This window comes from Bacillus sp. LR--39, from assembly GCF_053613335.1.
Genome location: NZ_JBSIOT010000002.1, coordinates 704,815 through 729,469 on the forward strand (window position 1 = coordinate 704,815; position 24,655 = coordinate 729,469).

A 24,655-nucleotide genomic window follows, 5' to 3' on the forward strand; every position below is an offset into this window, starting at 1 on the left:
CTATGATTGCTCAAATTCCGTTTTTCGGACTTGATCCGAAGCAAATCGATGAGAAATGGGTGGAAGCGGGATACGGTCTGGAAGCGAATATTTTTGACGGCCATTCCTTTAGTGAAGCGGATTATCTCAAAACATTCAATCAGACGCTGGAATATGCGAAACAGCTTGATCCTTCATTATTGACGCTGCATTTCCCGACAGATCATGCCGATTATGTGAATGAAGATCACATCAAAAAACAGCTTTATCACTTTGCGGAGCTCGCTGTGAAATACGGCGCCAAAGGCATAACCGTTCATGCGAATCAATTTATGACGGTTGAGGAATTTCAAGTCTATGACCTGGAAGGAAACCGTAAAAAAATCGTTGAGTTTTTCGCGGAGTTTGATGAGCGGCTGAAAGGGACGGACATCTGGATCGGTGTGGAAAACCTTCCGATCATCGGGAATCTGGGAGAGGATTTTGATCCGATTTTCATTTATCCTGAGGATTTTACAGAGCTGGTGCAGCTGGATCTGAAGCATGTCGGTATTACGTGGGATCTGTGCCATTGGGCGATTACCTATCAGACTCACTTGTCTTCCGCCCTTATGTTCAGAAATGATCAGCTGAAATATCCCGATTTCTTTCAGTTTCTTTCGATAAAAGAGAGCATTAAGCATTATCACTTCAGCTCATTTCGCCAGCTTGCGTTCCCGCATGGCGGCGTCCGCTGTTTTGAGGGCCGCCATCCGAGTGAAGGGACGATCGCTGAGGAGCTGCTGAGAAGGGCTGCAGATACTTTGCAGGAGCTTTATCGGAATCAAGATACCGGCATTGTATTTGAGGTGATGGAAGAGGATTATACGGAAAGACGGGAATCATGGAGAACGCTGGAATGGTTCGGCGGTGTTTCTGATGACGAGGATCAAAAAAGGGTCTGATATGACATATCGAACACCGAACTATGCAAAGCTTTGGTGTGCACAGGTGTTTTCTTCAGCGGCGGACGGGGTCTGGCTCATTGCTCTGCCGCTGCTAGTGCTGGAATTGACCGGCAGCAAAATTCTTGTCGGCGTTATTTCTTTTATCGAACTCGTGCCGTTGACATTTGGCGTGCTGGCGGGGCCGCTGATTGATTTATTCCGAAAAAAGTCGATCTTGTATTTGTGCAATACGGGCCGGGCCGTCATCATGATCCTCTTGGCGGTGCTCAGCGCGAACGATTTATTAACCGTGTGGATAGCTGGGGTGTGCGCCTTTTGTCTATCTCTGCAATCGATGCTGTTTGCGCCGGCGAAAGTTGCGATCATTCCGCTGCTCGTCCGCAAACAGCATCTTGATCAGGCGACATCTCTGATCAATACGAGTGACTTGATCGGACTCATCGTCGGAAAATTGATCAGCGGGATCATGATTGCGGCTATTCCGTTCGGGCTGCTGTTTGCCATAAACGGAACTGCTTTTTTTATCTCCGCGGCGTTTATCGCGTTCATTCGTATTTCAGAACAGCCCAGTGAAAAAAGCAACGGAACTGAAGATGTAAAAGCCGGTTACAGAATGCTGAAAGGAAATGCGGCATGGCTGACATCGGTCGGATACTTTTTCGTCGTAAATCTCGTCATTGCCGGCCTTATTTCAGTAATGGGGCCGATTCTTGCTGTGGAGCGTTTTCAGCAGAACTATTCTGTATGGTTTGCCGTCATGTATTCAATGTTTCAGGCGGGGATGCTTTTGGGCAATCTGGCCGTATTTTTCAAATGGAATACAAAACGCTTGAACCGGCTGTACCCGCGGACGTTAACGGCAGCGGGACTGCTCATTATGCTCCTGTTTTTTCCCCTTCATGGGTTTGAGTGCATCATCTTCCTGGTGCTTGGCATTATCATCTCGTATATTGATGTGCAAACGGTGCTGTATTTCCAAAAGACGGTTCCGGCCGCATATTTCGGAAGGGTCTTTGCACTGATTTTTTCCATTGTCAAAATGGGTGAACCGCTGTCGGCCGCTGTCTATACAGGGCTTCTGCTGTTGATGAATGCGGATTATATTTTTGCGGCGGTCGGACTGACCCTTACGATCGTTTTTGCTATTTTTTCAGTCAGACAAGGGAGTCAAAGAAATACAGAGAAGCAAGCGGATCAATCCGTCTGAATGGTAAACGAAGGGGCGCCGATGTCAGCCGGCGCCCTTTTTATCATAAATCCAAATAAAGCCGTATCATATCCCGGCATTGAATGCCGTTTTCAAAAATGTCTTCATCATAATGTCTGATAAAAAAATCATGGTCGACAGCCTGAATGCGGAATCCGCATTTTTGATAGAGTGACAGCTGATGAATACTGGAATTTCCGGTGCCGATTTCAATCGTGTCAGCTCCCGATTGTCTCGCTTTTTCAATGGCATCTTGCACCAGCTGTTTTCCGAATCCCCTGTTCTGCAGCGATTCTTTTACCGCGATGTTTACGATTTCAATCGTTTTAGGCCTTGTTTGCAATAAAACGTAAACCCCTGCAAGCTCGTCTGACGTCCAAGCCGTATAGCATTCTCCTCTTACAAGATAATCATCGACAATCTCCCTCGACGGATCGGCCAGCAGCAATAGTTCATACAGCGCTTCATCCGGCTCCGCGGCTTTTCGGATACTCAGTTTTTGCATGTCCGTTTCTCCTCCTCCGTTATGATCGACAGCTATTTTTCAAAATAACTCCAAAATCATTCTACTTTATTATAAAATATGAAACATAGGAAAAGTTATACAAGTTTTGCAGATTGAATAGGAGGAAAGTCATGTTTTTTTGTAAGTATTGCGGCCAGCAGAACAACGAAGAGGCGCATTTCTGTAAAGAATGCGGAAAACCGATCGGGAAAGGAAGCCGGCTGGAGCGGCAGGCGGCTGTAAGAGCGGCTGAACCTGCTTCACAAATGAGAAAGCCGATCCCTAAAAAAACGCTCTTCATATGGGGCGGCATTGCCGCAGCGCTGATCTTATTGATTGCCGCATATAAAACCGGAGCCTGGCTGACATCTGAAAAAAGGCTCACAGATCAATTCGAACAGGCGGTTCATGACGGGGACACGAAAAAGCTCGCAGCCCTGCTCACTCCTTCAGACAAAAAACTGAAGCTGAATGAGACCAATGTCAAACCGCTCCTTGCATACGCAAAGAAACACGATGAACTGCTGGCATCGCTTCGCGGCAATTCATCAGAAAAAGATGCGGTATACGTCAAAAAAGAGGGTAAAACCCTTCTTTTGTTTGACCATTACGAATTGAAAGTCGATCCGGTTTATTTCCGCGTCACCAGCAATTATAAAGGCGCCGATCTTTATATCAACAGCGAGAAAACAGGTACGGTCAAAAAAGCCGATGAAACCCAAATCTTCGGTCCGTATACACCGGGTGTCTACACGGCGGAAGCCAAGCTTAAAAATGAGACGGTTGACGTTGTCAAAAAGCAAGAGGCAGAGGCGGCCGGCAGCCGGAATGTTGAGTTTGACCTGCCGTTAGACGCCGAGGATGTGACATTCACTCCGGCAGACAGCTTCAAAAGCGCGAAAGGCGATCTGCTGATAAACGGCAAGTCCGTCCATAAAGATCCGTTTACATCCGTTACATACGGTCCGCTCTTAACTGACGGTTCCATGACAGCCGCCGTGGAGGCTGATTTTCCTTGGGGGAAAACAAAAACTGCCGATGTTCCGATCAACAGCACTGATATGGAATTAACGCTTATTCCGGATCAAGATACACAACAAACAATCATGGACACGATTGTCAAAACAACGAAACAGTATACAAAAGCGATGGCAGACGGAAATACCGATCAGATGACCGAGGCTGGTTCCGCCTGGAAAGAGCAGACGAAAGAAGTGGTATCCGGCATGAAGAGCTCCGGCACCTTTTTGAAGGATCAGTATAAAGAGACAAGCTTTGACCTGGATTCATTTGCGATTTCTCAAGAGAACGGCCGCTGGCAAGTAACTGTTACGGGTAAAGAGCTTCATGAGTCTGCTTATTTCGACGGGAATACGAAGCCTGATATGGAAGAGGCTGAGCCGAGCTTTCATTATGTACTCTCATATGATACAAAACATAAAAAATGGGTTTTCGAAAAAGCTGACCCTGCCTCAGATTCTTCTGGGACAAATGTAAAAAAAATAAAAAACGACCAGCCGAAAACCTATACATCAGCATGGGCATCTTCCAAAGGAAACACAGCTTCAGGCAGCGTGACAAACGAGCAAGTCACATCGTTTATGACTGATTACCTGACAAATCAATCAAGCGCCGTCAGCCTTAACAATTTTGCCATCATGGCGGGCAATTTAGAAGAGGGAAGCCCTTTGTATGCAGATCAGCAGAAACTGGTCAAAAAACTGCACAGCGAGGGGACGACCGAAGTATTTAATGAAGTGAATGTCAAAAGCTTTTCACAGAAAGGCTCTCATCTGACGATTCATACGTACGAGGAGTTTTATATTACGAAAGCCGGCGGCAGTCCGAAGCTCAGAACATACAATTGGACGTATGGCGGCGTTGTTAAAGACGGAAGAATTTATTTAACATCCATTCAATAAAAAAACCCCCCGCGCCAATCAGGCGGCGGGGGTTTCCGTTTTTAAAAGAAGAAATAATTCATGAGTTCTTTTATATAATGCTTGATCGTGAATTGAAACGTTACACAAATGATCAAATAGATGACGATAACAGAATAAATGATATCCGCCTTAGTAGTGAGCTGATGCTGATAGCTCGCCAGCATGAGCGGAGGCACGGCAAACGCCGCTCCTAAAAGACCGACAGCCAGAATGGTGAAGCAAACGGTTGTATGAAGCAGCATAAAAATGAGGGCAAGAAGCAAAATAGCTGTAAACGGAATCAAAAATGCTCCGAATCTGGACAGCGAATCTTTAAATGACACCTGCGCGGCGCCGGCCTTCAAAGCGATAAAAATCAAGAGATACAGGCAGAAAACGCATAATGCAAAGGTAAGCGCCGGTTTGATCACAACCGCGGTAAAACTGACGTCACGAAAGCCGTCTGATAAGAGAATATAAAACATAATCGGCGTCACCAGGCAGAAAAGCACCATGTTGATGATGCTGCTGACAAGCTGTTCGCCGCCTGTCGTTTTACATGTTTGGTACGGTCTCTTTAACACATCAAGCACGAATAAGGCAAATTGCTTTGAAGCCTGCTTAGCGGCGGCGCCGGCCTGAGCGGCCTGGCCTTGCGTTTGGCCTGCGCCTCCCTGCCCGGGCTGGGGCGCCCCGCACTTTTCACAAAACTTTCCGCCATCAGTTTGATGGCCGCATTGAGAACAATACATTCTAAAACTCCTTTTACAAGTAATATAGGGATTTTGTTCAATATTTACATTATAAAAGAAAATAGGGCGGATGTAACGGAGTTTTCTAAAGATATACAAATCACTTTCTCTATGAATTGATAATAGAGAAAAAGTACCCATTATGGTAGAATTTTAATGAAGCTGATGGATATCATGTCTCTCGGCGCATTGATTCAGAGTAAAAAAGGAAATTAACGCATGCTAAAAAAATTGAAAATGCTTTATCGGCTGTTGAAATTCGGAAAAGGCTTATGGAGATAACAAACAGAAAAAACCGTCCTTACAAGGACGGTTTTTTTCTGTTTCCGGATCGTCCGGCTGAGGTTATAAAAAGCAGACCCCGGGGTAAAAACCATGCATAAGAAACAGCGGAGAACAAAACATAACTCAATAACGGCAAGTCATAAGGAGGTACGCATGTTTTCATTCATCATTCATGTCTTCATTTCACTGTTTGCAGTCTCCAATCCCATCGGAAACGTGCCGATTTTTCTTTCACTGACGGAAGGGTACTCGGAGAAAGAACGGACAGCGATCGCGCGCAAGGCTTCCGTGCTGTCGTTTATCATCTTGGCGGCTTTTTTAATCTTCGGCCATCTGATCTTTAAACTGTTTGACATTAACATTCATGCCTTACGTATCGCGGGCGGCATTTTTATTTTCGGCATCGCTTATAATCTTCTGAACGCGAAGAAATCTCATGTACAGTCCCTTCATCATGAAGAGAAAGGGGAAAGCAAGGAGAAAGCCGATATATCTGTGACGCCTTTGTCGATTCCGATTATCGCCGGACCCGGTACGATCGCGACGGTGATGAGTCTGTCGGCCGGCCATGGCGGCATCTTCCATTACATCAGCGTGCTTATCGGCATTGCGGCCGTCATCGCGATGACGTTCATCTTCTTTCACTATTCATCTTTCATCAGCAATAAGCTCGGGAAAACCGAAATGAACGTCATTACCCGACTGATGGGGCTGATTTTGGCGGTGGTGGCGATCGGCATGATCGGCGCCGGTCTGAAAGGCATGTTCCCGATATTGGTTTCCTGACTTAAAAAAGCAGCGCCCGGTTATCTTCGGGGGCTGCTTTTTTCTATTTTCGGCACATGCTGAAACACTTCTTCACTCTCAAAAAATTCTATCAAACGGCTCAGCCAGTCATAATAATGGAGCCAATCCGTCAGTTCATCCAAAAGCTGACGGGCTTTTTCTTCAATATCGGGATTGAGATTTTCCGATTCCAGAAGCTCAGTCAGCTCGCGGTTCAGCTTTTTATAGAGCATTTTGTTTTTGCTGACCGCCTTTGTCCAATTTGCCGTAAACAGGGAGATAAACGTCTGGTAATAATCACGCTCCACGTCATAAAGGTCTTTGCGAACGCCTTTTTCAAACACTTTTTCAGCCAGATTGGCATCGGTCATTTCGCGGACCACCTGGCTCATCCTCGTTTTGCTCATCCCGGTTGCCTCTGACAGCTCATTTAACGTCATCGGCTTGCGGTTCATATAAATAATACCGAGCACACGTCCCAGTGTGGCCGGCATTCCGAATGTATGCATATTCTCGGCGATTCTCTCAATGAGATGCTCTTCAGCATGTCCGATGATATCAAGAGCGTTTTTTTCCACGGCTGATCATCCCTTCACTGGCTTTTCATGCTGACAATATATCATATTTTTTACAGTTGATGAAAAAGATGATGCGGCAGGATATGCGAGCTATCGGGAGCGATTGTAAGAACATCCGCATTGTCAGCGGGATAACATGAAAAAATACGTATATTGTATATAATTTCAACACATTGTAAACTTTTTATTTTACAAATTTCATCTTATAATAAAGATTATACTTTTCAGAAAAATAACGGAACCCTTCGGAGGTGCACGGATTGCTGAGATTAGAAAATGTATCGAAAGTCTATAAAGGCGGAAAAAAAGCTGTCAACAGCATTGATTTAAATATCGAAAAAGGCGAGTTTATTTGTTTTATCGGGCCGAGCGGCTGCGGAAAAACGACGACGATGAAAATGATTAACAGACTGATTGAGCCGTCATCCGGAAAGATTTTTATCGATGGCGAAAACATTATGGAGCAGGACCCGGTGGAGCTGAGACGGAAAATCGGCTACGTCATTCAGCAGATCGGACTTTTCCCTCATATGACCATTCAGCAGAACATTTCCCTCGTGCCGAAACTGCTGAAATGGCCGGAACAAAAGCGGAAGGAACGGGCGCGGGAGCTTTTGAAGCTCGTCGATATGGGCCCGGAATATTTAGACCGCTATCCTCACGAGCTGAGCGGGGGACAGCAGCAGAGAATCGGCGTGCTGCGCGCCCTTGCAGCGGAACCGCCTCTTATTCTTATGGATGAACCGTTCGGAGCGCTTGATCCGATTACGCGGGATTCCCTTCAAGAAGAATTCAAAAAACTGCAAAGAACATTGAATAAAACGATTGTGTTTGTAACCCACGATATGGATGAAGCTATTAAGCTGGCTGACCGGATCGTCATTTTAAAAGCGGGAGAGATCGTTCAGGCCGGCACTCCTGATGACATTCTCCGGAATCCGGCTAATGAGTTTGTCGAAGAATTTATCGGCAAAGAACGGTTATTGCAATCAAGACCGGATATTGAACGCGTCGAGCAGATGATGAACAAAAAGCCTGTCACCGTTACGGCGGACAAAACGCTTTCGCAGGCGATACAGGTGATGCGGGAACACCGTGTCGATTCCCTGCTTGTCGTTGATGACCTGAATGTGCTGCAAGGATATGTGGATGTCGAAATCATTGATCAGAACCGGAAAAAAGCGAGCCTCGTCGGCGACGTGCTCCGCTCTGATCTGTATACGGTCGAGCAGGGGACACTGCTGCGCGATACCGTACGCAAAATTTTAAAGCGCGGAATGAAATATGTACCCGTCGTTGATGAACAAAGGCATTTAGTCGGAATTGTCACGCGAGCGAGCCTTGTCGACATCGTTTACGATTCAATCTGGGGCGAGGAAGACCAGCTGGTGACAGGCTGACAAGGGGAGGAACGCTTACAATGAATGAATTGATCAAGTTTTTGCAGACGAACGGCGGAGAACTGTTATATAAAACGTGGGAGCATTTATACATTTCGATCATCGCCGTCATATTAGGCATTGTCGTCGCCGTTCCGCTCGGAGTGGCGCTGACGAGAATGAAAAAGGGCGCAGGCGCCGTCATCGGCGCCGTCAACATTGTGCAGACCTTGCCGAGTCTCGCGATACTGGCGTTTTTTATCCCGTTGTTAGGCGTGGGAAAGGTGCCCGCGATCGTCGCGCTGTTTTTCTATTCGGTGCTGCCGATTCTCCGGAACACGTATACCGGCATTCAAGGCGTAAACAAAAATCTGCTGGAATCGGGAAAAGGCATCGGGATGACGGTCTGGGAGCAGATCAGGCTTGTGGAACTGCCGCTTGCGGTTCCGGTGATCATGGCGGGCATCCGCACATCCACCATTTATCTGATCGGCTGGGCGACGCTTGCTTCCTTTATCGGGGGCGGCGGGCTCGGAGACTATATTTTTATCGGCCTGAATCTCTATCAGCCTGAATATATTATCGGCGGCGCTGTGCCGGTCACCATTTTAGCTATTATCATTGATTATCTGCTAGCGGCGACGGAACGGAAGGTGACGCCGAAAGGGCTGAAAGGACTGAAGGAAGTATCATAAGGAGTTGGCTGTTTTGAAAAAAAACCAAAAGAGATGGATGTGCGCACTGGCGCTGTCAGCTGCTCTGCTTCTAGGCGGCTGTTCCCTTCCCGGCCTGAGCGGGGCTTCCGATGATACGATCAAAATCGGGGCGCAAAGCATGACGGAATCAGAAATTATCGCCAATATGATCGCACAGATGATTGAACACAATACAGACTTGAATACGGCATTAATTAAAAACCTCGGATCGAACTATGTCCAGCAGCAGGCGATGCTCGGCGGTGAAATCGATATCGCCGCGACGCGCTACTCGGGAACGGATTTAACGAGCACCCTCGGCATGGAAGCGGAAAAAGACCCGAAAAAAGCATTATCCATCGTCCAGAAGGAATTTGAGAAACGCTTCCATTACAAATGGTTTGATTCTTACGGATTTGAGAACACATACGCTTTTACCGTCACGAAAGAACTTGCGGAAAAAGACCATTTAGACAAAGTGTCCGATATTAAGAAGCATGCGGATCAATTTAAGCTCGGTGTAGACAATGCGTGGCTGAAAAGAAAAGGTGACGGCTATAAAGGCTTTACCGACACGTACGGCTTTGAATTCGGCACAACCTATCCGATGCAGATCGGACTTGTATACGATGCCGTGAAAAACGGGAAAATGGATGCTGTCCTCGCCTATTCAACGGACGGACGGATTAAAGCGTACGATCTGAAAATTTTAAAAGACGACAAGCAGTTTTTCCCGCCGTATGACTGTTCGCCGGTCATTCCCGACAGCGTGCTGAAGCAGCATCCTGAACTGAAGGGCATTGTGAATAAACTGATCGGCAAAATCGATACGGAAACGATGCAGGAATTGAATTACGAGGTGGACGGCAAGCTGAAAGAACCGTCCGTCGTCGCTAAAGAATTTTTGGAGAAACATCATTATTTTGAATAAGAAATGAGGTGGGGCAAATGGAAGTGCTGCAGCAGCTCGGCACTTATTATTCTCAAAACGGCGCCTATGTGCTTCAGGAGTTTTACCGCCATTTTCTCATGTCGGTATACGGCGTTTTATTTGCGGCGATCGTCGGGGTTCCGCTCGGCATCTTCATTGCCAGGTACAGAACATTAAGCGGCTGGGTATTCGCGGTGACAAACGTGATTCAGACCGTGCCGGCGCTTGCGATGCTTGCGGTGCTGATGCTCGTCATGGGGCTCGGCGCCAATACGGTGATTTTGTCGCTGTTTTTATATTCGCTTCTTCCGATCATCCGGAATACGTACACGGGAATCGCCAGCATTGAACACGCTTATCTTGAATCGGGAAAAGCGATGGGCATGACCAAATTTCAGGTGCTCCGCATGGTGGAGCTGCCGCTTGCGCTTTCCGTCATCATGGCGGGGCTGCGGACGGCGCTCGTCATCGCGATCGGCATTACGGCAATCGGTACGTTTGTCGGCGCGGGCGGACTCGGTGACATTATTGTCAGGGGCTCAAACGCCACGAACGGAACCGCGATTATTTTGGCCGGCGCCATTCCGACAGCGCTGATGGCCGTTATCGCAGATCTTGTGATGGCGTGGCTGGAGCGGGCGCTGAGTCCGGTGAGAAAGAAAAAACGAACCAAAGCGCCGAATGCGGCATGAAAAAAACGCCTTGCGGGTCAGGGCGTTTTTTTCTTATGGCTTCGGAACATGCTTGAAAATTTCTTCGCTTTCAAAAAACTCGATCAGACGGCTGATCCAGTTGTAGTAATCAAGCCAATCCTTTAATTCTTTCAGCAGTTCGTTGATTTTTTCCTCAGCTTCTTCCGGCACGCCGTTTTCAAGGACAGCCGTCAGTTCGCGGTTCAGCTTTTTATGCATCATTTTATTTTTGCTGACGACCTTGCTCCATGTGGCCGTAAACAGCGTAATAAAGGTTTGGTAATAATCCTGCTCGACGTCGTATAAATCTTTGCGGACGCCTTTTTCAAACACTTTTTCCGCCAGATTGACGTCAAGCATTTCACGGACCGCCTGACTCATTCTCGTCTTGCTCATGCCTGTCGCTTCTGATAATTCAGTTAAGGTCATCGGCTTGCGGTTCATATAAATAATGCCTAAAATGCGCCCCACCGTCGCGGGCATTCCGAATGTATGCATATTTTCAGCGATTCGTTCTATCAAATGATCTTCAGCTTGTTCGATTACGTGTAACGGATCTTTCTCCAACAGTTTCAATCCTTTCAGTCAGCAATTCCGATGTCAATATACCACATTTTTAAACCGGCGGAAATGCTCTTCCGAGAGAATCTGGCAGTAATCCGGAGCAATAAGAAGAACTTTGCCGGTCAATACGGGTAAATCAGTGCTTACACAACCTTTATATATAATATGGACAAATTGTAAACTTTTTAATTTACAAAGTTTAATTTATAATGGGAAACGTTCAATTGTCTGAAAAGTTAAATTTGAATTTAACGAATTGAATAAACTTAATCATGGAGGTGTGAGTGTTTGCTGACATTAGAAAATGTCTCGAAAATGTATAAAGGCGGGAAAAAAGCCGTCAACAGCATCAACCTGAATATCGCCAAAGGTGAATTTATTTGTTTTATCGGACCGAGCGGCTGCGGAAAAACGACGACGATGAAAATGATCAACCGCTTAATTGAACCGACAGAAGGCAGAATCCTGATAGAGGGCCGAAACATTATGGAACAAGACCCGGTGGAACTCAGAAGAAGCATCGGCTATGTCATCCAGCAGATCGGGCTGTTTCCGCATATGACCATTCAGCAGAACATTACCCTCGTTCCGAAGCTTTTAAAGCATCCTGCCGAAAAACGGAAGGAACGGGCGCGGGAGCTTTTAAAGCTCGTTGATATGGGGCCTGAATATTTAGACCGTTACCCTCATGAACTGAGCGGAGGACAGCAGCAGCGAATAGGTGTATTACGGGCACTTGCCGCAGAGCCGCCGCTCATCTTAATGGATGAACCGTTCGGGGCGCTTGACCCGATTACGAGAGATTCCCTTCAGGAAGAATTTAAAAAACTGCAAAAAACCTTACATAAAACCATCGTATTTGTTACCCATGATATGGACGAAGCCATCAAGCTTGCGGACAGAATCGTCATTCTGAAAGCGGGAGAAATCGTCCAGGCCGGAACGCCTGATGAGATTCTCAGATTTCCGGCGAATGAATTTGTTGAGGAGTTTATCGGCAAGGAACGGCTGATCCAATCATCCAGCCCTGATATTGAACGGGTGGAGCAGATCATGAATCCCGATCCCGTGACGGTAACACCTGAGAAAACACTGTCAGCCGCCATTCAGCTGATGCGTGCCGAGCGGGTGGATTCGCTGCTCGTCATTGATGAAAAGAACGTTCTCCAAGGTTATGTCGATGTGGAGATGATTGACCGCAATCGAAGACAAGCGGTAACCGTCGCGGAAGTACTTGAACGGGATCTATACACGGTCAGAAGCGGCACTCTGCTTCGCGACGCCGTCCATAAAATTTTAAAAAGAGGCATGAAATTTGTGCCGGTCCTTGATGAAGCCGGCCGTTTAACGGGAATCGTGACAAGGGCAAGCCTCGTTGACATCGTCTATGACTCCATCTGGGGAGAAGAGAATCAGCTCGCGGTGATGTCATGAGGAGGCTTCAATTGATATGAATCAGACCGTGCAATTTTTACAGGCAAATGGAGGAGAGATGCTTTATAAAACATGGGAGCATCTGTACATCTCATTAATCGCCGTCATGGCGGGCATTCTCGCCGCCGTTCCGCTCGGCGTCCTGCTGACGAGGATGAAAAGAGGAGCCGGCGCCGTCATCGGCATCGTCAACATCATTCAAACCTTGCCGAGTCTTGCCATTCTTGCGTTTTTTATTCCGCTTTTAGGCGTAGGAAAGGTCCCGGCCGTTGCGGCGCTGTTTTTCTATTCCATGCTGCCGATTCTCAGAAACACGTATACGGGGATTCTCGGCGTCAATCGGCATCTTCTGGAATCGGGAAAAGGAATCGGCATGACGGCATGGGAGCAGATCAGGCTTGTAGAGCTCCCGCTTGCCGCTCCGGTCATCATGGCGGGCATCAGGACGTCTTCGATTTATTTAATCGGCTGGGCGACGCTCGCCTCCTTTATCGGCGGAGGCGGACTCGGGGATTACATTTTTATCGGCTTGAACCTTTATCAGCCGGAGTATATTATCGCAGGCGCTGTTCCGGTCACAATGCTGGCGGCCGCTGTCGATTATATGCTGGGGATGACAGAACGGAAAGTCACGCCTGACGGGCTGAAGAGCATAAAGGATGCTTCATAAGGAGGAGGTCTCTCATGGGGAATAGATGCAAAAAACGGCTGCTCGCAATCGCCTGTATCGGCATGCTGCTCCTTGGCGGATGCTCACTCCCGGGATTGAGCGCCGCATCGGAGGATACCATTAAAATCGGCGCGCAAAGCATGACCGAATCAGAAATCATCGCGAGCATGCTCGGGCAGATGATCGAACATCACAGCGGGTTGAAAACATCCGTTATTAAAAATCTCGGTTCCAACGCCGTACAGCAGCAATCCTTGATCAACGGTGATATTGATATCGCCGCTACACGCTATACAGGTGACGCGCTGACCGGGACGCTTCGCATGGAGCCGGAAAAAGACCCGGAAAAAGCGCTGCGGCTCGTTCAGCGTGAATTTCAAAACAGATATGACATGAAATGGTTTGATTCTTACGGCTTTGATAATATATACGTCTTTACCGTTTCCGGACAGCTTGCCCGCAAGTACCATTTAGAATCGGTATCCGATGTCAAAAAAGAAGCGTCTCATCTGAAATTCGGCGTAGATAACTACTGGATGAAGCTGAGAGGCAACGGATATCAGGATTTTATGAAAACGTACGGAATGTCATTTGAAGGCACGTATCCGATGCAGATCGGCCTCGTTTACGACGCGCTGAAAAGCAGGAAAATGGATATCGCGCTCGCTTATTCCACCGATGGAAGAATCATCGCTTACGGACTGAAAACGCTGAAGGATGATAAGCGGTTCTTTCCTCCGTATGACTGTTCACCCGTCGTTCCGGACCATGTATTAAAAGAGCATCCCGAACTGGAGGGCGTGATCAATCAAATGATCGGCGCGATTGATACAAAGATGATGCAGAAAATGAATTACGAAGTTGACGGCCGATTAAAAGAGCCGTCCGTCGTGGCTAAGGAATATTTAGAAAAACATCATTACTTTGAATAACGGAAAGGAGATGTGCGGATGGACACGATGAAGGAGCTGTTTACGTATTACGCTCAAAACGGCAGCTATGTTCTGTATGAATGCTGGCGGCACTTTCTCATGTCGGCGTACGGCGTCGTTTTCGCCGCCGTTTTCGCCATTCCGGCCGGAATTGTGACAGCAAGGCACGGGCGTCTCGCCGGTTGGGTGTTTGCTGTGGCGAACGTGATTCAAACCGTTCCGGCGCTTGCGATGCTCGCCGTCCTGATGCTTGTCATGGGACTCGGCGCCAATACGGTCATCACGGCTTTGTTTTTGTATTCCCTGCTGCCGATTCTCAGAAATACGCACACGGGCATTATCAATATCGAGCACGCTTATCTCGAGTCGGGAAAAGCGATGGGCATGACGAAATACCAAATCCTTCGTATGGTGGAGCTGCCGCTTGCGCTTTCCGTCATTATGGCGGGTCTTCGAACGGCGCTCGTCATTGCCATCGGCATCACGGCGATCGGCACCTTCGTCGGGGCGGGCGGCCTCGGCGATATGATCGTCAGAGGGTCGAACGCGACAAACGGAACCGCCATTATTCTGGCGGGCGCCATCCCGACCGCGCTGATGGCGGTAGCCGCAGACCTGCTGATGGCGTGGCTGGAACGAGCCCTCAGCCCGGTGAAAAAACAAAAAAGAAAGCTGATCGTACGCTCAGCCTCATGAAAAAAGCATTCTTCCGCGTGAAGGATGCTTTTTTTTGATTTCTTGATTAAATTTTGATAACTGCGCTGTAAAGTCTTACATATCAAATAACAAAGCAAAGGGGTAATCAAATGAGCAACATCTTAGAAACGAGACAGCTGCAAAAATCATTCGGCAGACAACAGGCAGTGGCTGATGTGTCTCTATCAGTAAAGCGCAACAGTATATACGGCCTGCTCGGTCCGAATGGCGCGGGAAAATCAACGACACTTAAAATATTGACCGGCATGCTGCAGCAAACATCCGGCGAGGTTCTGTTCGACGGACATACATGGAAGCGCGAAGATTTGAAAAGCATCGGTTCCCTGATTGAAGCGCCGCCGCTTTACAGCAACCTGACAGCCGCTGAAAATCTGAAAGTCCGCTGCGTTATGCTCGGACTGCCTGCCTCAAGAATTGCGGAAGTGCTGGAAATCACGGGATTAACGGGAACCGGAAAAAAGCGCGCCGGACAATTTTCCATGGGAATGAAACAGCGTCTCGGCATTGCGTTAGCATTATTAAACCGTCCGTCGCTCTTAATTCTTGATGAGCCGACAAACGGATTGGACCCGATGGGAATTCAGGATTTGCGGGAATTTATCCGCTCCCTGCCCGGACAGGGAATGACGGTTATTTTATCAAGCCACCTGTTATCAGAAGTCGAGCAGATCGCAGACCATATCGGAATCATCAGTGACGGCGTTTTAGGATATCAGGGAGAAATCAGCCGGGAAGACGATCTGGAGCGGCTGTTTCTGGAGGTTGTCAAATCAACACGGGAGAAAGCGGGGACTGGGAAATGATTCAGTACATGCAGGCGGAACACCTTACATCTAAAAGAACATTTATCAGAAAGCTGATCATTCTGATTCCGCTTCTAAACACGGCTTTTTCTTTTCTGCTGAATACGGCTTATTTTATGACGGGCACGTTCAATTGGTGGGCGGTTATTTTCATGCCGCTCATGGTTGCTCTAATGTGCGGTTTATCTGTTAAAAAAGAGAAAAAGTCAGCGAATGACCGTGCGGTGTACTCACTGCCGGCTGACTTGAAGAGCATTTGGTTCTCAAAAATAAGCTTGATCGCGCTGTATTCACTCCTGTCGCAAATCGTCTTTTTAGTCATCGTGTTTTTGCTTGGCCTTGTGTTTCCGGCAATTGCTGCGGTTCAGCTGAAAGGTATTGAAGCAAGCTCCCTTTTGTGGCTGTCTACGCTTTGGGAAATTCCGTTCTGCTTATGGATTGCCAGACAGTTCGGGTTTACGGCAGTCATTCTCGTGAATATGATCGCCGCTTTTGTTTTGGGTATTGTGCCGGCGTCCGGTTCATTGTGGTGGCTGAGCCCATGGAGCTGGTCAGTCCGGGTGATGTCACCGATTCTCGGGATCCATCCGAACGGAATTCCGCTTCCCGCAGACAGCGGCTTATTAAACGGAAACGTGATCTTTCCGGCTATTATTCTTTCTATCCTTTCTTTTATCGCAATAAGTTTTGTTTCCGCCGTGTCTTTTGCAAAAGGGGGAAACCGGTCATGACCGTGCTTTTAAGATATATGTGGGCCGATGTATTAAAAATGAAGCGCACGCCGCTCATATGGATGCATGCTGCGGCGCCGGTTTTATGCGCGGGATTTTTCCTTTTGTATATGTATGGAAGGGTTCAGGAGCCTTATATGCTGTACAGTGTGTTTTTCAGCGTGATTGCCGTTTTATACCCTTTAATCATCAGTATTGTCTGCGGCATGTCTGCCTCCGTTGAGGAACAGGCGGGCCATTTTCAGATGATGCTGGCGGTTCCGTATTCTAAAATCGTCAGTTTTGCGGGCAAGCTGCTTCTATTGCTGCTCTTGAATGTGTTATCGATAGGTCTCGCCATCTGTCTTTATTTGGCGGGGATGAAATTTGTTCTTCACATCAATGACCTCCCGTATCTTCTCTTTTTAAAAGGAGGGGCGTGGCTGATTGCCGGCAGTCTTCCGCTTTATATGATGTCTTTTTTTGTCGGCATAAAGTACGGCATGGGACCGTCCGGGCTTTTAGGAGGTGCGGGATTATTAATGGCGGCGCTCATGAATACGGGACTTGGCGATATCATATGGCGTTTTGTTCCGTGGGCATGGAGCGTGCGGCTTTCAGGCCTTGCAGGACTGCTGCATTTTGACAAAGTCAAAAAAGAGTTCCTCCCTTATGTAAGATACGATATGAGATACGGAGAAATAATGTTATATTTTTCTATAGTGATATTATGTCTGGCCGGCCTCTATTGGTGCAGAAGATGGGAAGGGCGGCGTTCATATGAATAAAGGCAAGGAGCGATTCGGCCGGTGGCAAACATTTTAGCAATTGATGATGAAAAAGATATTCTCGTTCTGATCAGAAACATTTTACAGCGTGATCAGCATTCAGTAACGATTCTGGAAAAAGCGGAGGATCAGTCATTGGATTTTTTTCAAGGCTATGATTTGATTCTTCTCGATGTCATGATGCCCGGAACAGACGGGATTGAACTCTGCCGGCGGATTCGGCCGCTGGTGGACAGCCCGATCCTGTTTTTAACGGCAAAGTCTGACGAAGAATCCATTGTGAAAGGCCTCATGACAGGCGCTGATGATTACATCACAAAGCCGTTCGGTGTACAGGAATTGATGGCAAGGGTAAACGCGCATGTCAGAAGGGAACGGCGGGAAAAGCATCAGACGAAACGGCTGATATCAGGCTTCATGTTTGATTTTGACAATAAAGAAGTATGGATTGATGACCGGAAACTGCCTCTTACGAAAAACGAATATAAAATCGTTGAATGTCTGGCACAGCATAAAAACAGAACATTCTCACGGGAGCAGATTTACGAGGAAGTGTACGGCTTGGACGGCGATGCGCTCTATTCAACCATTACGGAGTTTATCAGAACCATCCGGAAAAAATGTAAAGAACACGGGGCTGATCCGATCAAAACGGTGTGGGGTGTCGGATACAAATGGGAATAGCAAAAGGAAAATCAAGCATCCGCAAAGAGCTTGTCAAATTTACCATCACGCTGTGTCTGAGCACGATGGGGGTGGCGGCATTATGTGTCACCTTAAATGCCATTGCCATGAATGCCGGAGCGATCCTGCCCGCAAATTACAGCGAGCATGAGGCGGAACAGATCAAACCCCGCCTGAAATCAGCGGAAAAGATAACAGAAGACATGATCCCCGCAGGTATGACATACGCCGTTTTTGATAAAAAAACAAAGCGGATGACAAAAGGAACGATGACGGAACAAGATGCGGCCAACGCCAGAAAAAAAATTCAGCATCAGCCGTATTTTAATTATGCCCAAAAAGGATTCATGGTGATAAATCGGAAAGATGAATATGGCGTTCTCCAATATTCACTCAGGTCGGAATTTCAGTCGCCGCTGTTAAGGCGTTATCTGCCGAATTATGAATGGACGGGGCTTACGATTCTGATCACTTTGCTTCTTTTGACCGTTTTTATCGTGACGACGCGTTTCGCCAATCAGCTGAGACGGCATTTCAGCACACTCAGCTCCATTACGGCAAGCATTCAAAAACAGAATTTAAATATCAATCCAAAAAGGTCGCGTATAAAAGAATTTGACGATGTCATTGACTCTCTGCTGAAAATGAAAGACGCGCTTCAGGCATCTCTGGCGGCGCAATGGGAGGCGGAGCGGATCAAGAAAGAACAAATCGGCGCGCTTGCGCATGATATTAAAATTCCGGCAACGATTATTAAGGGAAATGCCGAGCTGCTTCAGTTAACAGAGCCTGATGAGGAGCAGGCGGAATATGCGCAGTATATTCTGGATGCCGGAAACAAAATCGAGCATTATGTCGGACAGCTGATCCAGCTTTCTAAAGCGGAGGAATCAGTTGCCGTTCATGTCGAATATACCGACCTCAAAGAGTGGATTCAAAATATATATCGTGACGCGGCGGCGCTTGCGGGGCCGAAACAGATTGATCTCGCCCTCAGCGAACGGGGAATTGACCGAAAAGAAGCGCCGATCGATCATGAGCTGCTCCACAGGGCGGTCATGAATATCGCGGCAAATGCCGTCGACTATACGCCGGAAGGAGGGGAAATCCGTGTGGACGTCCTGTGCACCGATTCCGCCCTCCATCTTGCTGTATCCGACAGCGGAAGCGGGTTCTCACAGGAAGCGCTGAAAAGAGCGACACAGCTTTTTTACACGGAGGATAAAAGCAGACATTCGGCGGGGCATCACGGCATGGGGCTTACATTCGCCCATCATGTCGTACATCTTCACCACGGAGAATTAATACTTGAAAATCAGGAGTCTGGAGGAGCCCGGGCGGAGATTCGAATTCCGCTGGAAGGCGTCAGACAAAAACAAGCCCTGCACGCCTGAGGGCTTGTTTTTCTGTTTAAGAAAAGCAAAAATAAAAACGGCTGTCCGTTTGAGAGATCAGCCGCTTATGCGGAAAAGAGTTTATTAGGAAGGATCAATCCATTGTGAAGACCACTTGGAAATTTCCTCTAAAATAGGGGCTAATGCGCAGCCTTTTTCCGTTAATGAATACTCAATGCGGACAGGCGTTTCGGGGATAACATCCCGTTTGATGACACCTTCTGTTTCAAGTTCTTTCAGACGTTCTGACAAGACTCTTCCGCTTAAATTCGGAAGCGCCGCTTCAATTTCGCTAAATCGCTGCTGTCCGTTCAATAACTGAAAGACGATTAGAGCCACCCAGCGTTTACTTAGGATGTCGACCGCTTTTTCGAATCTGGGGCACATTTCTGATTGGTTCATGCTTTTTCACCTCGTCTTCTGCTATTATACCGCAAAATCGGAGGGAACGTACGTCTGGCGCTTGTTAAGTTGAGGAGAGGATCAAAAAGAGGATGAGGAATCCGGGGAGCGCTTTTTCGCTTCAGCCGCAATAAAATCAAAGTATTTGCTGACGCTTTCAATATCTTCTTTTGTGAAGTGCTGCCACTTTTTGCTGTCAAACAGCGGCAGATGCTCCGCGCCTCTGTCAACGGCGGTCTGATAGATGGCGCAGATGGATTGATAGCTTTCGGAGGTTTCGCGGATTTCCTCCTGAAATGCCTTGATGTGTCCGGCCCGCGCCATTAACTCCTCGTACGGAATTTTTAATGTGTCCGCCAATTTTCTGATGGTCGCGGGTTTAGGAATGCCGCGGTGCCCGTTTTCAATTCTGGAAATCGTCGCCGAGCTGACGCCGGAATAAACGGCAAGCTGATTGACGGTAAGCTTCCGGGCGCGGCGCAGCTCTCTTAATTGCTTTCCGAATGTGTTCAATAAGATCGCCTCACATGTGCAAAGTCATGAGTCTTCGTTTGTTCTTTTTTTGGCTTCCGCCGATAAGAACGCAAAGTATTTATCAAGCAGAACCAAGTCTTCTTTCGACAGGTGCCGCCAGTTCTCCCGCTCCAAAAGGGATAAATCATGCAGCTCATACGTTTCGGCTTTTTCCAGCAAGGTGCAGCCTGTGTCGTACGGGGCTCTCGTTTCCTGGACGGTCTCTATGTATCCCGCCGTCTGCATCAGTTCCTCATACGGGATTTTTAACGCATCTGCGAGCTTTTTAATGGTTGCAGGTTTCGGCACCCCGCGTTTGCCGTTTTCAATCCGCGAGATTCCCGCGGCGCTGACGCCTGAATACGTTGCCAGCTGGTTCACTGTCAGATGCCTTTTTTCCCGCAATGTCCGCAATTGTTTCCCGAAGCTTTCCACAGTCTCTCCCCCTCCCGCGGTCTATTTATATTCTAGTATGTTTATTGACTAAAGGGAATAGCCAGGCTGGAAAAGTATTGACAAAAGTTAACAAAAGCCGTATCTTATGTATAAGAAAGAAAGTATTTGACAGAACGGAAGGTGAAGAAAGTGGTCGAAAAGATACAGATCAGAAGAGATTATGTGCTGCAGTATATGGTCAATAATGACTACTCGTTAAACCAGCTCGCCCTGGAGATCGGAATATCTCCCGCCACACTGAGCCGTGTACTGAATGGAGAGCGGAGGCCGGGCCAGCTGGTCATCGGAAAAATGCTCTATTACTTTGACATGAAATTTGAAGATCTTTTTTACTACGACTTTGTTGACAAAAGTCAATGATGATGGAAGATTCAAACGCATTTCCGTTTTTCTGACATGATGTGCACCGATACGGCGTGACATGCCTTTGTTTTTCATGTAAAATAGAAGCAATGTAGGCCAGTCAGTCTGGAGGTGTATGGGATGCACACATTATTGATTACCTTATTGGTTATCGTCAGTATTGCACTTATTATTGTCGTATTGCTTCAAACCAGCAAAAGCGCCGGATTATCGGGTGCAATTTCAGGCGGGGCGGAGCAGCTTTTCGGAAAACAGAAAGCAAGGGGCCTTGATCTGATTCTTCACCGCACAACCGTTGTGCTGGCAGTCTTGTTTTTCGTGTTGACGATTTCGCTGGCGTATATCGTATAAGGCAATGTTTGTATAAGGTCTGATTTAATATCAGGCCTTTTTCTTGTTGAGAGACGGCGTTTGTTTCTCGCAAAACTGTGGAAAACTAAATTGAATGTGCAAAAAAGGGGTTATGAGCATGAAAATTGTGACACCAAAACCATTTACATTTAAAGGCGGAGACAAAGCGGTGCTTCTGCTGCACGGATTTACGGGAAATACGGCAGACGTCAGAATGCTCGGCCGCTACTTGAATGAGCGCGGCTACACTTGTCACGCGCCTCAATATAAAGGGCACGGCGTTCCGCCGGAAGAGCTGGTACATACGGGGCCGGAAGATTGGTGGAAAGACGTCATGGACGGTTATGAATATTTACGGTCTGAAGGCTATGAAAACATTGCGGCCTGCGGACTGTCGCTTGGCGGGGTTTTTTCATTGAAATTGGGTTACACTGTACCCATAAAGGGAATTGTTCCTATGTGTGCGCCGATGCACATTAAAAGTGAAGAGGTTATGTACGAAGGAGTTCTCTCCTACGCGCGCAATTATAAAAAATTCGAAGGAAAACAGCCGGAGCAGATTGAAAAGGAAATGAAGGAGTTTGAAAAAACACCGATGAATACGCTCAAATCGCTTCAGGAGCTGATTGCCGATGTGCGCAAGAACGTCGACATGATCTATTCCCCGACATTTGTGGTTCAGGCACGGCATGACCATATGATCAATACAGAAAGTGCGAACATCATTTACAACGAGGTGGAAACGGACGACAAACAGCTGAAATGGTATGAAGAATCAGGCCATGTCATTACGCTCGATAAAGAACGGGACCTCGTTCATCAGGATGTGTACGAATTTTTAGAGAAACTCGATTGGTAACAAACAGGAGGTCGAATAATGGAAAAAGAAGCGTTTATGGACCGTCTTCTCGCGTTTATGAAGGAAGAGGCGTACAAGCCCCTTACCGTTCAGGAACTCGAGGAGATGCTGAACATCACGGAAGCAGATGAATTTAAAGAGCTGGTAAAAGCGCTGGTGGCGCTCGAGGAGACGGGACAGATCGTCCGCACCAGAAGCAACCGCTACGGGCTTCCGGAAAAAATGAATTTAGTAAAAGGAAAAATTTCCGCGCATGCAAAGGGATTCGCGTTTCTATTGCCGGAGGATACCTCTTTAAGCGATGTGTTTATTCCGCCGAATGAGCTGAATACGGCCATGAACGGCGATATCGTCATGGTGCGGCTCAATTCCCAGTCAAGCGGATCGAGACAGGAAGGCACGGTCATCCGCATCCTGGAAAGAAGCATCGACCGCGTCGTGGGCACATACACAGAAACGAAAAGCTTCGGCTTTGTCATCCCGGATGATAAGAAAATCACGAGTGATATTTTTATTCCGAAACATGCCAATAACGGCGCTGCGGAAGGCCATAAAGTCGTCGTCAAACTGACAAGCTACCCTGAAGGCAGAATGAACGCCGAAGGAGAAATCGTTGAAATACTCGGCCATAAAAATGATCCGGGCATCGATATTTTATCCATCATCCATAAGCACGGCCTGCCGGGAGATTTTCCGGCTGAAGTGATGGAGCAGGCAACAAGCACGCCCGATACCATCGATGAAAAAGACATCAAAGACCGCCGTGATCTCCGCGATCAGGTCATTGTCACCATTGACGGCGCCGATGCGAAGGATCTGGATGACGCCGTCACTGTAACAAAACTTGATAACGGCAGCTACAAGCTCGGCGTTCATATTGCCGACGTCAGCCATTACGTCACGGAGAATTCCCCGATTGACAAAGAAGCGCTGGAAAGAGGGACAAGCGTGTACTTGGTTGACCGGGTCATTCCGATGATTCCGCACAGACTGTCTAACGGAATCTGTTCTTTAAATCCGAAGGTCGACCGGCTGACGCTTTCCTGCGAAATGACAATCAACCAGCAGGGACAGGTGACAGAGCACGAGATCTTCCAAAGCGTCATCAAAACGACGGAAAGAATGACCTATTCAGATGTCAACCGGATTCTCACAGAAGACGACGCCGAGCTGAAAGAAAGATACGAGCCGCTCGTCCCGATGTTTAAAGACATGGAACGTCTGGCGGAAATTCTCCGGGCGAAACGGATGGACCGCGGCGCCGTGGATTTTGATTTCAAAGAAGCGAAGGTGCTCGTCGATGAGGAAGGCGCCGTTAAAGACGTCGTCATCAGAGAGCGCTCAGTAGCGGAAAAGCTGATCGAAGAATTCATGCTTGTCGCAAACGAAACGGTGGCCGAGCACTTCCATTGGATGAACGTGCCGTTTATTTACCGGATTCACGAAGAGCCGAACGCCGAAAAACTGCAAAAGTTTCTGGAGTTCGTCACGACATTCGGTTATATCGTCAAAGGGAAAGCCGGAGACATTCATCCGCGCGCGCTGCAAAGCATTCTTGACGAAGTGCGGGACCGTCCGGAAGAAACGGTGATTTCAACCGTCATGCTCCGTTCCATGAAGCAGGCGAAATACGACCCGCAAAGCCTGGGCCATTTCGGGCTGGCGACTGAATTTTATACGCACTTCACATCGCCGATCCGCCGCTATCCTGACTTAATCGTTCACAGGCTGATCAGAACGTATTTGATCAACGGACAATCGGACGAAGCGACTCAAGAAAAGTGGGCCGAACGCCTTCCGGAAATCGCTGATCATACGTCAACGATGGAACGTCGCGCCGTTGATGCCGAGCGGGAAACGGACGATCTGAAAAAAGCGGAATATATGCTTGATAAAATCGGCGAGGAATTTGACGGCATGATCAGTTCCGTCACGAATTTCGGAATGTTTGTCGAGCTGCCGAATACGATTGAAGGGCTTGTGCACGTCAGCTTTATGACGGATGATTATTACCGTTTTGACGAGCAGCATTTCGCCATGATCGGTGAACGCACGGGCAACGTTTACCGCATCGGAGACGAAATCACGGTCAAAGTCGTCGACGTCAATAAAGATGAGAGAAACATCGACTTTGAAATTGTCGGCATGAAAGGCACCCGCCGTCCGAGAGAAACAACAGGCGACCGCAGAAAACGAGGCAGACCGGCGCGGAAACGCGTGTTAAACAGCAATACCCCGGCTTCACCGCCGAAATCGGAGGAAAAAGGGGAATGGTTTACAAAACCGAAGAAGAAAAAGAAAAAACGCGGTTTCCAAAACGCGCCGAAACAAAAACGCAAAAAGAAGAAGTAAATGCG

The 24,655-nt window shown here is 47.7% G+C and carries 28 protein-coding genes; 21 read left to right on the plus strand and 7 right to left on the minus strand.

All coding sequences use genetic code 11. The annotated features are described in order from the left end of the window. Nucleotides 1–2 precede the first annotated feature (2 nt). Both ACWHAR_RS13275 and ACWHAR_RS13280 read left to right on the plus strand, forming a co-directional pair. Entirely contained in the window at nt 3–923 is a 921-nt protein-coding gene (locus ACWHAR_RS13275; protein ID WP_032876416.1) for a sugar phosphate isomerase/epimerase family protein, read from the plus strand. Beyond that, a complete protein-coding gene (locus ACWHAR_RS13280) occupies nt 898–2,133 on the plus strand; it encodes an MFS transporter (protein ID WP_032876419.1) in 1,236 nt (411 codons plus the stop codon). Before ACWHAR_RS13275 ends, ACWHAR_RS13280 begins: the two co-directional genes overlap by 26 nt. A 43-nt stretch (nt 2,134–2,176) precedes the next feature. Here ACWHAR_RS13280 and ACWHAR_RS13285 read toward each other — a convergent pair whose 3' ends face one another. Further along, nucleotides 2,177–2,638, minus strand: coding sequence for a GNAT family N-acetyltransferase (locus ACWHAR_RS13285; RefSeq protein ID WP_007613857.1), 462 nt, complete (start codon nt 2,636–2,638; stop codon nt 2,177–2,179). A gap of 131 nt (nt 2,639–2,769) precedes the next feature. Between ACWHAR_RS13285 and ACWHAR_RS13290 the strand changes: the two genes are divergently transcribed. After that, the gene (locus ACWHAR_RS13290) at nt 2,770–4,560 is read left to right on the plus strand and encodes a zinc ribbon domain-containing protein (RefSeq protein ID WP_032876423.1); all 1,791 of its coding nucleotides are present in this window, start codon (nt 2,770–2,772) and stop codon (nt 4,558–4,560) included. Nucleotides 4,561–4,601: 41 nt separating this feature from the next. On the opposite strand, the gene ACWHAR_RS13295 is transcribed toward ACWHAR_RS13290, so the two are convergent. Then, nucleotides 4,602–5,312, minus strand: a complete 711-nt coding sequence (locus ACWHAR_RS13295) for a hypothetical protein (protein WP_032876426.1) — start codon at nt 5,310–5,312, stop codon at nt 4,602–4,604. A gap of 438 nt (nt 5,313–5,750) precedes the next feature. Here ACWHAR_RS13295 and ACWHAR_RS13300 point away from each other — a divergent pair, with 438 nt between their 5' ends. Then, a complete protein-coding gene (locus tag ACWHAR_RS13300; RefSeq protein WP_007409973.1) occupies nt 5,751–6,383 on the plus strand; it encodes an NAAT family transporter in 633 nt (210 codons plus the stop codon). A gap of 20 nt (nt 6,384–6,403) precedes the next feature. On the opposite strand, the gene ACWHAR_RS13305 is transcribed toward ACWHAR_RS13300, so the two are convergent. Further along, nucleotides 6,404–6,961 (minus strand): GbsR/MarR family transcriptional regulator, encoded by a 558-nt coding sequence (locus tag ACWHAR_RS13305; protein WP_032876429.1) that lies wholly within the window; start codon nt 6,959–6,961, stop codon nt 6,404–6,406. A gap of 260 nt (nt 6,962–7,221) precedes the next feature. Between ACWHAR_RS13305 and opuCA the strand changes: the two genes are divergently transcribed. From opuCA to opuCD, 4 genes are read left to right on the plus strand one after another with little or no spacing between them, the layout of a single operon-like run. Continuing rightward, the gene (gene opuCA, locus ACWHAR_RS13310; protein WP_003151651.1) at nt 7,222–8,361 is read left to right on the plus strand and encodes an osmoprotectant ABC transporter ATP-binding protein OpuCA; all 1,140 of its coding nucleotides are present in this window, start codon (nt 7,222–7,224) and stop codon (nt 8,359–8,361) included. A gap of 20 nt (nt 8,362–8,381) precedes the next feature. After that, nucleotides 8,382–9,035 carry an ABC transporter permease gene (locus ACWHAR_RS13315; RefSeq protein ID WP_032876432.1) on the plus strand — a complete coding sequence of 218 codons (654 nt, stop codon included), beginning with the start codon at nt 8,382–8,384 and terminating at the stop codon, nt 9,033–9,035. A 37-nt stretch (nt 9,036–9,072) separates the two neighbouring features. Beyond that, nucleotides 9,073–9,966, plus strand: a complete 894-nt coding sequence (gene opuCC / locus ACWHAR_RS13320; RefSeq protein ID WP_087920808.1) for an osmoprotectant ABC transporter substrate-binding lipoprotein OpuCC — start codon at nt 9,073–9,075, stop codon at nt 9,964–9,966. A 17-nt stretch (nt 9,967–9,983) separates the two neighbouring features. After that, complete coding sequence (gene opuCD / locus ACWHAR_RS13325; RefSeq protein ID WP_003151658.1) at nt 9,984–10,658, plus strand: glycine betaine/carnitine/choline/choline sulfate ABC transporter permease OpuCD; 675 nt, start codon at nt 9,984–9,986, stop codon at nt 10,656–10,658. Nucleotides 10,659–10,691: 33 nt separating this feature from the next. Here the strand turns inward: opuCD and ACWHAR_RS13330 are convergent, their stop codons facing one another. Then, the gene (locus ACWHAR_RS13330) at nt 10,692–11,225 is read right to left on the minus strand and encodes a GbsR/MarR family transcriptional regulator (RefSeq protein WP_003151660.1); all 534 of its coding nucleotides are present in this window, start codon (nt 11,223–11,225) and stop codon (nt 10,692–10,694) included. Nucleotides 11,226–11,510: 285 nt separating this feature from the next. On the opposite strand from ACWHAR_RS13330, the gene ACWHAR_RS13335 reads away from it, so the two are divergent. The 9 genes from ACWHAR_RS13335 to ACWHAR_RS13375 all read left to right on the plus strand — a co-directional run bounded on the left by ACWHAR_RS13335 (nt 11,511) and on the right by ACWHAR_RS13375 (nt 19,354). After that, complete coding sequence (locus tag ACWHAR_RS13335) at nt 11,511–12,656, plus strand: betaine/proline/choline family ABC transporter ATP-binding protein (RefSeq protein WP_029973568.1); 1,146 nt, start codon at nt 11,511–11,513, stop codon at nt 12,654–12,656. 16 nt (nt 12,657–12,672) lie between these two features. Next, on the plus strand, nt 12,673–13,326 hold the full coding sequence (locus tag ACWHAR_RS13340) for an ABC transporter permease (RefSeq protein WP_014305838.1): 654 nt from the start codon (nt 12,673–12,675) through the stop codon (nt 13,324–13,326). Between the two features lie 14 nt (nt 13,327–13,340). Then, the gene (locus tag ACWHAR_RS13345) at nt 13,341–14,258 is read left to right on the plus strand and encodes an osmoprotectant ABC transporter substrate-binding protein (protein WP_032876435.1); all 918 of its coding nucleotides are present in this window, start codon (nt 13,341–13,343) and stop codon (nt 14,256–14,258) included. 18 nt (nt 14,259–14,276) lie between these two features. Beyond that, nucleotides 14,277–14,954 (plus strand): ABC transporter permease, encoded by a 678-nt coding sequence (locus ACWHAR_RS13350; RefSeq protein WP_007613829.1) that lies wholly within the window; start codon nt 14,277–14,279, stop codon nt 14,952–14,954. 110 nt (nt 14,955–15,064) lie between these two features. Further along, nucleotides 15,065–15,778, plus strand: coding sequence for a lantibiotic protection ABC transporter ATP-binding protein (locus ACWHAR_RS13355; protein WP_032876437.1), 714 nt, complete (start codon nt 15,065–15,067; stop codon nt 15,776–15,778). Next, entirely contained in the window at nt 15,775–16,509 is a 735-nt protein-coding gene (locus ACWHAR_RS13360; protein WP_032876439.1) for a lantibiotic immunity ABC transporter MutE/EpiE family permease subunit, read from the plus strand. The genes ACWHAR_RS13355 and ACWHAR_RS13360 overlap by 4 nt, the downstream gene beginning before the upstream one ends. Beyond that, on the plus strand, nt 16,506–17,276 hold the full coding sequence (locus tag ACWHAR_RS13365; RefSeq protein ID WP_032876441.1) for a lantibiotic immunity ABC transporter MutG family permease subunit: 771 nt from the start codon (nt 16,506–16,508) through the stop codon (nt 17,274–17,276). Before ACWHAR_RS13360 ends, ACWHAR_RS13365 begins: the two co-directional genes overlap by 4 nt. A 21-nt stretch (nt 17,277–17,297) precedes the next feature. After that, nucleotides 17,298–17,960 (plus strand): response regulator transcription factor, encoded by a 663-nt coding sequence (locus ACWHAR_RS13370; RefSeq protein ID WP_032876444.1) that lies wholly within the window; start codon nt 17,298–17,300, stop codon nt 17,958–17,960. Further along, nucleotides 17,951–19,354: a sensor histidine kinase gene (locus ACWHAR_RS13375; RefSeq protein WP_032876447.1), complete on the plus strand. Its 1,404-nt coding sequence runs from the start codon at nt 17,951–17,953 to the stop codon at nt 19,352–19,354. Before ACWHAR_RS13370 ends, ACWHAR_RS13375 begins: the two co-directional genes overlap by 10 nt. Nucleotides 19,355–19,438: 84 nt before the next feature. Here ACWHAR_RS13375 and ACWHAR_RS13380 read toward each other — a convergent pair whose 3' ends face one another. The 3 genes from ACWHAR_RS13380 to ACWHAR_RS13390 form a co-directional block, all read right to left on the minus strand. Then, on the minus strand, nt 19,439–19,756 hold the full coding sequence (locus tag ACWHAR_RS13380) for a winged helix-turn-helix transcriptional regulator (protein WP_007613812.1): 318 nt from the start codon (nt 19,754–19,756) through the stop codon (nt 19,439–19,441). An 81-nt stretch (nt 19,757–19,837) separates the two neighbouring features. Further along, nucleotides 19,838–20,269 carry a helix-turn-helix domain-containing protein gene (locus ACWHAR_RS13385; protein WP_003151674.1) on the minus strand — a complete coding sequence of 144 codons (432 nt, stop codon included), beginning with the start codon at nt 20,267–20,269 and terminating at the stop codon, nt 19,838–19,840. Between the two features lie 24 nt (nt 20,270–20,293). Further along, on the minus strand, nt 20,294–20,704 hold the full coding sequence (locus ACWHAR_RS13390; protein WP_003151677.1) for a helix-turn-helix domain-containing protein: 411 nt from the start codon (nt 20,702–20,704) through the stop codon (nt 20,294–20,296). A 195-nt stretch (nt 20,705–20,899) separates the two neighbouring features. Between ACWHAR_RS13390 and ACWHAR_RS13395 the strand changes: the two genes are divergently transcribed. The 4 genes from ACWHAR_RS13395 (at nt 20,900) to rnr (ending at nt 24,650) form a co-directional block, all read left to right on the plus strand. Further along, entirely contained in the window at nt 20,900–21,085 is a 186-nt protein-coding gene (locus ACWHAR_RS13395) for a helix-turn-helix domain-containing protein (protein ID WP_087920807.1), read from the plus strand. A gap of 123 nt (nt 21,086–21,208) precedes the next feature. Next, nucleotides 21,209–21,439, plus strand: a complete 231-nt coding sequence (gene secG / locus ACWHAR_RS13400) for a preprotein translocase subunit SecG (protein WP_003151681.1) — start codon at nt 21,209–21,211, stop codon at nt 21,437–21,439. A 118-nt stretch (nt 21,440–21,557) separates the two neighbouring features. Then, entirely contained in the window at nt 21,558–22,298 is a 741-nt protein-coding gene (locus ACWHAR_RS13405) for an alpha/beta hydrolase (protein ID WP_007409986.1), read from the plus strand. Nucleotides 22,299–22,316: 18 nt separating this feature from the next. Then, entirely contained in the window at nt 22,317–24,650 is a 2,334-nt protein-coding gene (gene rnr / locus ACWHAR_RS13410) for a ribonuclease R (protein WP_021494134.1), read from the plus strand. Nucleotides 24,651–24,655: the final 5 nt, after the last annotated feature.